This is a genomic window from Marinitoga arctica (assembly GCF_054657315.1).
Genome location: NZ_BAAHYY010000011.1, coordinates 46,257 through 56,455, shown reverse-complemented (window position 1 = coordinate 56,455; position 10,199 = coordinate 46,257). Strand labels below are relative to the sequence as shown.

Below are 10,199 nucleotides of genomic sequence, written 5' to 3'. Positions count from 1 at the left end.
ATGGGATGGAAGTGGTTATCCAAAAGGTTTAAAGGGAAACGAAATACCAATAGAAGGTTTAATAGTAGGTGTTGTAGATAGTTTCGATGCTATAGTTTCTAAAAGAGTGTACAAAGAAAAAAGAGAGTTAAAAGAAGGGTTTGATGAAATAAAACGATTTAGTGGAATACTGTATTCTCCAGATGTTGTAGAAGCATTATGCAAAATGAAAGACAAAATAAAAACCTTTTATGAAAGGGGGAAATAGTTTGAAATGGAGAATAATGATAGTTGATGATGATTTTACATCAAGAGAAATTTTAAATGAATATGTTTTAAATGAAGTTAATAATATGGAAGTATTTCAAGCAGAAAATGCTGATAAAGGGCTAAATATATTAAATGAAGAAAAATCAATTCATATAATATTTCTTGATATAATGATGCCAGGCATGAATGCTTTTGATTTTTTAAATAAAGTTAAGAAAATTAATCCGTTAATACAAGTGATTGTAGCTACAGCTTATAACAATTATGGTAATATAATAAAAGCGATAAAAAGTGGAGCTGATGATTATATTATTAAACCATTTTCAGTTGATGATGTTAAAGAAGTATTAGAATACAGTATTAGAAAATTAAATAGATGGAAGTATGTATTGAATAAATCATTATAAAATTAAAAGGATGATATTTATGATTGAAAAAATAAAGAATTTTATTAAAGAAAGTGTTAATAAATATGGCTATAATGGGGCGATGATTGGTATTAGTGGCGGGATAGATTCTGCTGTAGTGGGTAAGTTATGTGTAAATTCATTAGGAAAAAATAATGTTAAAGGATTAATTTTGCCAGAAAGGGATTCTAGTCCTGAAGCATTAAATGATGCAAAAATGGTTTGTGAATTTTTAAATATTGAATATAAAATAATAAATATAACCCCAATATTAAGAAAAATCGGGGTTTATAGATTAGAACCACCTACATTTTTTATTCCAAGAAAGATACAAGAGAATTATGTAAAAAAAGAATTTGAAAAAAGAAATTATATAAGTGATTTAAAAAATAAAGGAGATAATAAATTTTTAAAAGGTTTAGCATATTATAGAATTAAACATAGAATTAGAATGGTGTTATTATATTTTTATGCGGAACAGATAAATTATGCAGTTATAGGAACAACAAATAAAACAGAATTAAAAACAGGTTTTTATGTAAAATATGGAGATGATTCTGTGGATATAGAACCTATAATGCATTTATACAAAACACAAGTTTTTGAAATAGCAAAGGAATTAAAAATACCAGAAAAAATAATAAACAAATCACCATCTCCCGATTTAATACCAGGAATAACTGATGAATATGCAATGGGTATAAATTATAAGGATTTAGATAGAATCTTAATTAAATTAGAAAATAATAAAGATTTATCAGATGAAAATGATAAAATGGTAAAAAAAGTAAAGGAGATCTTAGACGCTTCAAAATATAGAGAAATAAAAAACATCCATTTATAATAATTAAAATGAGTTTTTAAAAGCATTTCTCCATCTTTCTATTTTTGAAAAAGAACATTTTAATATGTCTTCAATTTCTTTTGTTGAAAATGGTTTTAATATATAGTCATCAGCACCAGCTTCAATGGCTTCTAAAACTCTTTCCATTGTAGAATTTCCAGTAATCATTATTACATGTATTAATGAATTTACTGTTTTTACTTTTTTTAAGAATTCAAAAGCATCCATACCAGGCATAACAATGTCTAATAATATAACATGGTATTGATCTTCATTTAGTTTTTTTAGGGCAGCATCAGCATTTTCAACAGCTTCAATTATTGTATGATCAAATTTCATTTCAATATAATCTTTTAGAACTTCTCTTATACCTTGTTCATCATCGACAATTAAGATTTTCCAAGCCATATTTCTTCCTCCTTTATTTTAGGTATTTTTAAGATGAATTTTGTACCTTTACTCGGAGAACTTTCAACATTTATTTTGATATTATGCTTTAAACATATGTTATATACAAAAAACAAACCATATCCCAAACCTCTTTTTGATTTTGTTGTAAAAAAGGGCTCAAAAATTTTATTTATATTATCTTCTGAAATTCCAGTGCCATTATCTTCAATAATAACATTGTAAAATGTAGGTAATTCACTTAAACATATATTTATTATACCTTTTCCACCTTTTTCCATTATAGCTTCTATTGAATTTTCTATTAAGTTTGAAAATACAATCATCAATTCCTGGCGATTTCCCATAATATAATGCGGTATACTTAAGTTAATACTTAAATTAATTTTTATATTTTGATTTGTTTTATAACGCATAAATTTTACTACATCTTGTAGTATATCATTTAAGTTTAGTTTTGATTGAATCTCATCACCCTTAACAATATTTTTAAACAATTTCGTTATTTCAATTATTTTATATAGATTATCTGATATTATCTTTATATCTTTTTTATATTTTTCTTCAATTTGTTCCAAAAGCATTTCTGTTTTCATTAGCGATATAGACAATGGATTATTGATTTCATGAAACATACCTACAATTAAATTATTGGCAACGCTTAAATATTCAAAGTTTTTTTTATTGTTAGAATTTAAACTTTCAAAAACAATTTCAAGGGATTTTGAATGAATGTCAATGATTTTTAATATATAATTTTTAATATTTATAGGCATAGCATTAATTTTATAGTATATTTTAGTATTAAACATTTCAAAATAGTTTTTGTATATTTTTTCTTTTGAATAAGATGAGATTAAATTATATTCAAGCAATATATTAATAAAATTTTCTATAACTTCTTTTTTATCAAGGGTATTTAAGGAATAATAAAGATTATTAATATTTATAGAAAAATCAACTAAAGAATAAAGTATATATAATTTTTTATTAATAGAATTATCCACTATAAGTTCTTTGTTTTTTGGTATTAATTCAACAACAAATATGTCATTAACAGGGTGTATTTTAATAGTGAAAAAATGTTTTAGTTTTAGCATTTTTTTATTTTTTCTTTCTGTAAAATAAAACACAGCCTTTTCATTTAATACATTATAAATTATATTTCTATAATTTTCATTTAATAAATCAAAAAAATTTTTATTATCAAAAAAAGTTCTAAAGGAAAAATTACTTTTTATTATATTTCCATTTTTATTGATAATGGCTATTGGAATTAATAGATTTTCAATATCAATATTCATTATTTTCACCTTCATTAAAAGCAAAGAGCAAATAACCTGCGATATCAGTATCTTTTACTTCAAATTTAATTTTTATAGCATTAACTTTAAAATCTTTAATTTCTGAAGATTTTAACAATATAGGAATAGAAAATCTAACTTCATCGTTATTGTTTGTTAGAATACTAATAACGTTCCCGCAAATTATATTACCTATTTCAAGAAATGAATCCAAAACATCTTCAGCCATTAAACTTTCTATTCTTGAATAATTTTCTATTAATGCTAAAAATTTCAAAAAATCATCTGAAAGCATCGTGAAATAAAAATCCCATTTTTTTTCTTTATTTGCAGCTGCTTGATATACTATGTAAGATTTATCATTAACAATTTCGTGTAGTTTTAAAATTGATAAATTATCAAATTCCATTATTATATCAAAACCGCTTAAATTTTTTAATATATTTTCTGATTTTTTAATTCCGGTAATTATTTTTTTTCTTTCCATAATTCATACTTCCTTTTTAATAATATTATTTGTTCTTCAGTTACAGGTTTTTCAATAAACATATTGACTTTTAATTTTTCCTTAACTGTTTTTTGAACGTTTGCAGAATACACAACAATAAAAGCATTTATTTTGTCTTTTTTTAATTTTTCAATAATTTCAAACCCTGAAATTATTGGCATAGTTAAATCAACAATTATAATATCAAAATCATTTAATTTATTCTCATATTCAAAATATTTATCAGGTTTTATTGATGTAATATCAGCATTTTTGAAAAATAAAGCTAATGAAGATTTTAACATTTTCAAAGAAAGATTTGAATCATCAATATGAAGTATTTTCATTATTATCACCTTTTTGATAGAAAAATTTTTGTGATATAATTTATATACATATATTATACTATTTTTTTAATAGAAAGTAAATATACATGAGGTGGTTTTATGCTTTTAAAAGAAATGCTTTATTCATCTGATAAATCACAATTATTAAAGGCATTAGAAATTATTGTTAAAGAAAATAAAAACAGTTATGCTAAAGATTTGTTTAAGTTGTTAAAATATGAAAAAGACCTATTTATTCAAGAGTCTATAATTTATACATTAAAACATTTAAATTTAGATAATATTTCTGAAGATATTTATCTTGATATTTTTAAGGAAGAAAATATATTGTTAAAAGAATTTGTGCTTTCTTTATTGAGTATTTCAAAAAAGGTTAAAGTTTTGGGTAAACTATTAGAATCAGAAGATAAAGATCTTAGAAAATATGCTCTTGATGGTTTGTATAGAACAAATACAAATGAAGCAATAGAACTAATAGCAAAATGTCTTGATGATCCAGATATAAATAATCAAATTGCAGCCATAGAATATCTTGGATTGCTTGAGGCTAAAGAGTATGCAGAAAATATTGCAAAAAAATTATTAAATGCAAAAAATCCATTTTTAATTTCAACTATATTAGAAACCCTATCAATAATAGGGAATGATATAACTGATAAAATTGTAGAAGATAAATTTAAAGGGGAAATCAGTCCTTATTTATATATACCCTACTCTAAATATGTTTTTAGCAGAAAAAATATATTTGAGGGGATGGAATTTTTTAAAAAATCAGAAAATAAGTCCTTAATTTTGAAAGAATTTTTAGATTTTATCTCCAAAAATTTGCGAATTATATCCTTGTATCCTGAATTAAAACAGGAAATTTACAATCTTTTGTCAATATTTTTAAAAGAAAATATATCAAATAAATATGAGATTTTGATTATTTTGGATAGATTAAATGAAGATCAAATTTTTGAAATATTAAAATCAAATATAAAACATTTAAAAGACGCAGATTTTATAGCCGCGCTAGAGATAATTAATGAAAGAAATTTCAGTGATTTAAAAAATGAAATTTTAAAAATGGAACTTTCAGAAGAAGTTAAACAGTTGATTGCAAATTGGGGATGGGAAAATGATTGATATAATGGATTTTGGTCAAATAAGAGATTATATTTATGAAAAAACAGGAATTTATGTTGAAGATAAAAGGATCTATTTTTTTAAAAATAGAGTATTAAGAAGAATGAAAAAATTATCTATTGATGATCCATTGATATATTTTAATTTTTTGAAATATAGTGAATATGCTAAAGTAGAATTATCTAAGCTAATAAGTGAAATTACAGTTAATGAAACATATTTTTTTAGAGAATTCCCACAATTGCAAACGTTTGCTGAATACGCATTAAAGGATGTTTTAGAGAATAAAAAAGATAAAAAGATAAAAGTTTTATCTGCAGGATGTGCTTCAGGTGAGGAGCCTTATACAATATCCATAATTTTAAATGAAATGTTAAGTGCTAATTATTCATTTAAAATAGATGCATTTGATATTGATGAAAACATGATAAATAAGGCTAAAATTGGACTATATGATAAATATGCAATTAGAGATGTTCCAAAAGAATATTTAAAAAAATATTTAAAAAAAATAACTGAAGACCTTTATGAGGTAAAAAATATTGTTAAAGAAAAAGTTAATATATATAATTTGAATATGATGGAAGATGAGACATATGAAAAATTAGATAAAGAGTATGATTTTATTTTTTGTAGAAATGTTTTTATATATTTTACAGATGATGCACGAAGAAAAATTATTGAAAAATTTTATTTTATGTTAAATGAAGGAGGATATATATTTTTAGGTCATTCAGAGTCAATAAATAGAATAACAAATGCTTTTCAAATAGTAAAAGCTAACGATTTTATTTTATACAAAAAGCCTTTTAAAGGGAGGAAAGAAAATGCGAAAAATTTTGATAATCGATGATTCAAAGATGACAAGAAGCTATCATTCTAGTATCTTGAAATCTGCTGGATATGAAATATATGAAGCAGAAGATGGAGCAAAGGCGTTAGATATTTTATATAGAGAAGGTAATATAGATATAATACTTACCGATTTAAATATGCCAAATTTAGATGGATATACACTAATAGAAAAAATTAGAGAAGATGAAAATTACAAAGATATTCCTATTATAATTGTTACTACTCTTGATAAGTCTACTAATAAAATGAAAGGCTTTGAAGTTGGGGCAAATTTTTATATTGTAAAACCTTCTGATCCTGAATCACTTGTTGAAAGTGTGAAGCTTGCACTTGGGGATGAATAATATGAAAATGCAATTTGATAAAAATTTTGTTGATATAATATTAAATGATTTTACTGAAGAATTTGAAGAAAATTTAAATTTAGCAGAAAATACATTAATTGAGTATGAAGATAACCCTAACGATAATTCTTTAAATACATTAATGAGGGCATTTCATAGTATAAAAGGTATTTCTAGGCTGCTTCTATCTATGGAAATACCTAAAGGATATGTAGAAAATATAAAAAAAATAGAGAAAATAGCACATTTTCTTGAAAATACTATAGTAGGAAAAAGTGCAAATCAACAAATTGATAGAATTTATGAGGGAATAGATTTGTTAAAAGATTTATCAAAAACAATCAAAAGTAAAGAAAAACCCACAAATGGAAAATCTGTTGTAAATATTGATTCTTATTTAAAAGGTATAAAAAATAACACAAATAAAATAGATAATAAATTAAAGATTTTTTTAGACATAGTTTTTCAATTTTTTGAATATTTAGAAAATGCTAAAATATATGATAATACTCAAATAGAACGTATGTCCATACCATCGATTAACGCTTTAAAGCGTTTAGGGAGTGACGATTTAATTCAAAGATTTCAAAAAATTATAGAGGCGGCAAAAAATAATGATAAAGTGGCAGTAATAAATAATATTAATGAATTTAAAAAAATGGTATTTAGAAAAAATAAAATAGAGAACATAGAAAAATATAAACCAGAATTTTCAGATACAATTAAAATTGAAGTTAATAAACTTAATAATATAATGAACTTAATAAATGAATTGATGATTTTAAAAAGTGAAAATACTATTTTATTAAAGGAACTATATGAATCTTCTTCTCCGCTATACAAAAAATATAAAATGAACTTTTTAAATTTTGAAAAAGTTACAACTAAGCTGGAAAACCAAATAATGAAATTAAAAATGATACCAATAAAAGAACTTTTATATAAATATAAAAGGTTGATTAGGGAATTATCTAAAGATCAAAATAAAAAAATTAATTTTGAGATTAAAGGTGGAGAGATTGAAATTGATAGATTGATTTTAGAAAATTTGGTGGATCCGTTAACGCACTTAATTAGAAATGCAGTAGATCACGGAATTGAACAAATAGATGAGAGATTAAAAAACAATAAAAATGAAGTAGGGGAAATAAAGGTTAATGTTTATTATGAAACAGGATATGTTTTTATAGAAGTGATTGATGATGGAAAAGGAATTGATCCTGAAGTAATAAGGGCGAAAGCAAAAGAGAAAGGATATAATATAAACTTACCTGATGATGAAATAATAAATTACATATTTGAACCAGGATTTAGTACATCAAAAAAAGTAACAGAAATTTCTGGCCGTGGAGTTGGAATGGATATAGTAAAAAACAATATAGAGAAATTAAATGGAACAATTTCAGTTGAAACAAAAGTAAACTATGGAACAAAATTTATTATAAAAATACCTAATTCTATGTCTGTTATAGATGGAGTTATGTTTTATTGCGGTAAAGAAAAATATATATTCCCTTTCGAAGAAATAGAGAAAATAGTGAAGTTGGACAAGAGTAATTTACACAATTATTCTAATGTATTATTTATAGAATACAATAATGATTTAATACCTGTATATGATTTAAAAGGGATTTTAGAAAATAAAAAATATAAATATGAAGAGATTATTCAAAGAAATTTTGATTTCGGATTAATGACTTTTATTATTATAAATTATAATGAAGATAAAATAGCAATTTTGGTAGATAAAGTTATTGAAGAAAATGAATTTTTAATTAAACCATTACCTGATTATATAAAGCAAAATTATATATTTGGATCTACAATATTGGGAAATGGAGATGTTGTTTTGATACTCAAGCCGCTTGACCTGATTTTATGAAATTTAGGAAGGAGGAAAAGAAATGGAAGAAAAGAAATTATTAATTCCAGATTCACATAGTACAAGTGAGGAGTTAAGAAGAAAACGTGAAGAAGCAAAAAGAAGGGCAATAGAAAAGGCAAGAAAACAAACACAACTAAAAAGACAGGCTATAGCTGAAAGTTTAACCTCATCTTCAGAAGAATTATTAGCAGCTGTTGAAGAATTAGGTGCAAGTGTTGAAGAACTTTCTAAATCAATGATGCAGATTAGTGCAGGAACAGAGCAAATTTCAAATTCTATACATGAAATTAGAGCAGCAATATATCAAATTAATAAAAACTCAGAAGGAATAAAAAAATTTGCTAATGATATTTTATATGAAGCCGATAAATCTCAGGTACAGGTAATACAATCAATTAATAGTGTTAAAAGTCTATTAAATTCTATTAATAAATCAATAGAGTTTAATAGAGGAACTAATGATAATATTCTAAATTTAAAAACAAAATCTGAAAAAATTGTAGAAACAATAAACTCTGTGGTTTTAATTGCAGATCAAACAAACTTATTATCTTTAAATGCTGCAATTGAGGCTGCTAGAGCAGAAGAATATGGTGTCGGATTTGCAGTAGTTGCAGAGGAAATCAGAAATTTTGCAGAGATTTCTGAAACACATGCAAAAAATATTAATATTTATGTAAATAAATTAAAAGAAAATATGGAATTTGTGAAAAAGAGTTTAGATGATTTAAATGATTTTTTCGAAAAACAAGAAGATATTGGGAAGGAAATAGGAGAAGATTTCAATACATTAAAAAATAATTTTAATGAGATCAAAGAAAATATTCTAAAAGAAGTAAATATAATTAATTCATTTGCAGAATTATCTGAAAAGTATTTAGCTTCTGCTGAAAATGTTGTTAGTCTTTCAGAACAAGTAGCTAGAGAATCAGAGGATATTTCAATATCATTACAGGAAGAGGAAAAAACTTTTTCAGATATTATAATAGCCACACAAAATTTAGTAGATGTTTCAGAAAAAATAGTAAATTCTACTGAAGACAGAGCTTCTTTAGAATTATTATCTACTTCAACAGATGAGCTTTTTGGTATTATTGAAGAGACTTCAAAAGGTTCTGAAAATATTAAAATGCATCTTTCACAATTAGAAAAAATTTCTTCTATATTTTCTGAAGAAATGGATAATATGAACAACATTGTTGAAGAATTTGCAAAATTATCGCATAAATTACAGCAAATGAATTTGAAGGATGAAAAATATTTAAAAGAAACATATGAAAAAACAAATAAAAATAGGAATAAAATTGATATACTAATAAAACAAATGAATTTATCAAATGATAAATTCTCAGATATTTATAATAATATTAAAAGTACAGATTATAATTTTAAAAAAATAAGCAAAATAATTTCAAAAATGGAAAAAATAACCCTTCAAGTAAATATGTTGGCTGTTACTGGGTTTATCGAAGCTGCAAAATCCGGAGAATATGGAAATGGATTTAACGTTGTGTCTAATGATATAAGAAATTTATCTGTAGATGCAGAGGAAAATCTTGAAATAATAAATGATATTTTAGATGAGATAAATGAAAGTTTAAAAATATCAGAAGAAAATATAAATGAAAATCAAAAAAGAGCATATTCCGAAATATTAGAAGCAAATTCTACAATATATGTTTTAAAAGAAATGACGAAAACTTTTGATATATTGTTAGAAAAATATAATGAAATTTCACATTCTATTTCTGAAATAGTTATTGCAATTGAACAATCGAAAAAAGCTGTTGAACAATCTCAAAGCGCTGTTGAAGAATCTTTTGCGTCAATTGAAGAAGCTTCAAAGGCATCAATTGAACATGAGAGGGGCATAAATGAAATAATAAATGTAATTAAGGAAATTTTGGATCAGTCTAATGAATTACAAATTTAAGAGGGTGT

Annotated in this window: 12 protein-coding genes; 8 read left to right on the top strand and 4 right to left on the bottom strand. The window is 23.9% G+C overall.

Annotated elements, in window-relative coordinates; translation table 11 throughout:
* The 3 genes from ACYQ44_RS04635 to nadE all read left to right on the top strand — a co-directional run.
* On the top strand, positions 1 to 247 hold a 247-nt coding region (locus ACYQ44_RS04635; protein WP_459995573.1), incomplete at its 5' end, for an HD-GYP domain-containing protein.
* A 1-nt stretch (position 248) separates the two neighbouring features.
* Positions 249 to 656 (top strand): response regulator, encoded by a 408-nt coding sequence (locus ACYQ44_RS04630; RefSeq protein ID WP_459995572.1) that lies wholly within the window; start codon positions 249 to 251, stop codon positions 654 to 656.
* A 19-nt stretch (positions 657 to 675) separates the two neighbouring features.
* Complete coding sequence (gene nadE, locus ACYQ44_RS04625; RefSeq protein WP_459995570.1) at positions 676 to 1,500, top strand: NAD(+) synthase; 825 nt, start codon at positions 676 to 678, stop codon at positions 1,498 to 1,500.
* 3 nt (positions 1,501 to 1,503) lie between these two features.
* Here the strand turns inward: nadE and ACYQ44_RS04620 are convergent, their stop codons facing one another.
* The 4 genes from ACYQ44_RS04620 to ACYQ44_RS04605 are packed head-to-tail and all read right to left on the bottom strand — an operon-like array spanning position 1,504 to position 4,046.
* Complete coding sequence (locus ACYQ44_RS04620) at positions 1,504 to 1,908, bottom strand: response regulator (RefSeq protein WP_459995568.1); 405 nt, start codon at positions 1,906 to 1,908, stop codon at positions 1,504 to 1,506.
* Entirely contained in the window at positions 1,890 to 3,212 is a 1,323-nt protein-coding gene (locus tag ACYQ44_RS04615) for a PAS domain-containing sensor histidine kinase (protein ID WP_459995566.1), read from the bottom strand. The genes ACYQ44_RS04620 and ACYQ44_RS04615 overlap by 19 nt, the downstream gene beginning before the upstream one ends.
* Positions 3,202 to 3,699 carry a chemotaxis protein CheX gene (locus ACYQ44_RS04610; protein WP_459995565.1) on the bottom strand — a complete coding sequence of 166 codons (498 nt, stop codon included), beginning with the start codon at positions 3,697 to 3,699 and terminating at the stop codon, positions 3,202 to 3,204. The genes ACYQ44_RS04615 and ACYQ44_RS04610 overlap by 11 nt, the downstream gene beginning before the upstream one ends.
* Positions 3,681 to 4,046: a response regulator gene (locus ACYQ44_RS04605; RefSeq protein ID WP_459995564.1), complete on the bottom strand. Its 366-nt coding sequence runs from the start codon at positions 4,044 to 4,046 to the stop codon at positions 3,681 to 3,683. The genes ACYQ44_RS04610 and ACYQ44_RS04605 overlap by 19 nt, the downstream gene beginning before the upstream one ends.
* 99 nt (positions 4,047 to 4,145) lie before the next feature.
* Here ACYQ44_RS04605 and ACYQ44_RS04600 point away from each other — a divergent pair, with 99 nt between their 5' ends.
* The 5 genes from ACYQ44_RS04600 to ACYQ44_RS04580 are packed head-to-tail and all read left to right on the top strand — an operon-like array spanning position 4,146 to position 10,191.
* Positions 4,146 to 5,174 carry a HEAT repeat domain-containing protein gene (locus ACYQ44_RS04600; protein ID WP_459995563.1) on the top strand — a complete coding sequence of 343 codons (1,029 nt, stop codon included), beginning with the start codon at positions 4,146 to 4,148 and terminating at the stop codon, positions 5,172 to 5,174.
* On the top strand, positions 5,167 to 6,027 hold the full coding sequence (locus ACYQ44_RS04595; protein WP_459995562.1) for a CheR family methyltransferase: 861 nt from the start codon (positions 5,167 to 5,169) through the stop codon (positions 6,025 to 6,027). The genes ACYQ44_RS04600 and ACYQ44_RS04595 overlap by 8 nt, the downstream gene beginning before the upstream one ends.
* Positions 6,002 to 6,373 carry a response regulator gene (locus ACYQ44_RS04590; protein ID WP_459995560.1) on the top strand — a complete coding sequence of 124 codons (372 nt, stop codon included), beginning with the start codon at positions 6,002 to 6,004 and terminating at the stop codon, positions 6,371 to 6,373. Before ACYQ44_RS04595 ends, ACYQ44_RS04590 begins: the two co-directional genes overlap by 26 nt.
* A gap of 1 nt (position 6,374) precedes the next feature.
* Complete coding sequence (locus ACYQ44_RS04585; RefSeq protein WP_459995558.1) at positions 6,375 to 8,255, top strand: chemotaxis protein CheA; 1,881 nt, start codon at positions 6,375 to 6,377, stop codon at positions 8,253 to 8,255.
* Positions 8,256 to 8,277: 22 nt separating this feature from the next.
* Positions 8,278 to 10,191: a methyl-accepting chemotaxis protein gene (locus ACYQ44_RS04580; protein WP_459995557.1), complete on the top strand. Its 1,914-nt coding sequence runs from the start codon at positions 8,278 to 8,280 to the stop codon at positions 10,189 to 10,191.
* Positions 10,192 to 10,199: the final 8 nt, after the last annotated feature.

Coding starts and splice junctions, on each gene's coding strand:
- ACYQ44_RS04590 (WP_459995560.1), top strand. CDS start 6,002: ATGCGAAAAATTTTGATAATCGATGATTCAAAGATGACAAGAAGCTAT.
- ACYQ44_RS04620 (WP_459995568.1), bottom strand. CDS start 1,908: ATGGCTTGGAAAATCTTAATTGTCGATGATGAACAAGGTATAAGAGAA.
- nadE (WP_459995570.1), top strand. CDS start 676: ATGATTGAAAAAATAAAGAATTTTATTAAAGAAAGTGTTAATAAATAT.
- ACYQ44_RS04585 (WP_459995558.1), top strand. CDS start 6,375: ATGAAAATGCAATTTGATAAAAATTTTGTTGATATAATATTAAATGAT.
- ACYQ44_RS04610 (WP_459995565.1), bottom strand. CDS start 3,699: ATGGAAAGAAAAAAAATAATTACCGGAATTAAAAAATCAGAAAATATA.
- ACYQ44_RS04580 (WP_459995557.1), top strand. CDS start 8,278: ATGGAAGAAAAGAAATTATTAATTCCAGATTCACATAGTACAAGTGAG.
- ACYQ44_RS04595 (WP_459995562.1), top strand. CDS start 5,167: ATGATTGATATAATGGATTTTGGTCAAATAAGAGATTATATTTATGAA.
- ACYQ44_RS04605 (WP_459995564.1), bottom strand. CDS start 4,046: ATGAAAATACTTCATATTGATGATTCAAATCTTTCTTTGAAAATGTTA.
- ACYQ44_RS04600 (WP_459995563.1), top strand. CDS start 4,146: ATGCTTTTAAAAGAAATGCTTTATTCATCTGATAAATCACAATTATTA.
- ACYQ44_RS04615 (WP_459995566.1), bottom strand. CDS start 3,212: ATGAATATTGATATTGAAAATCTATTAATTCCAATAGCCATTATCAAT.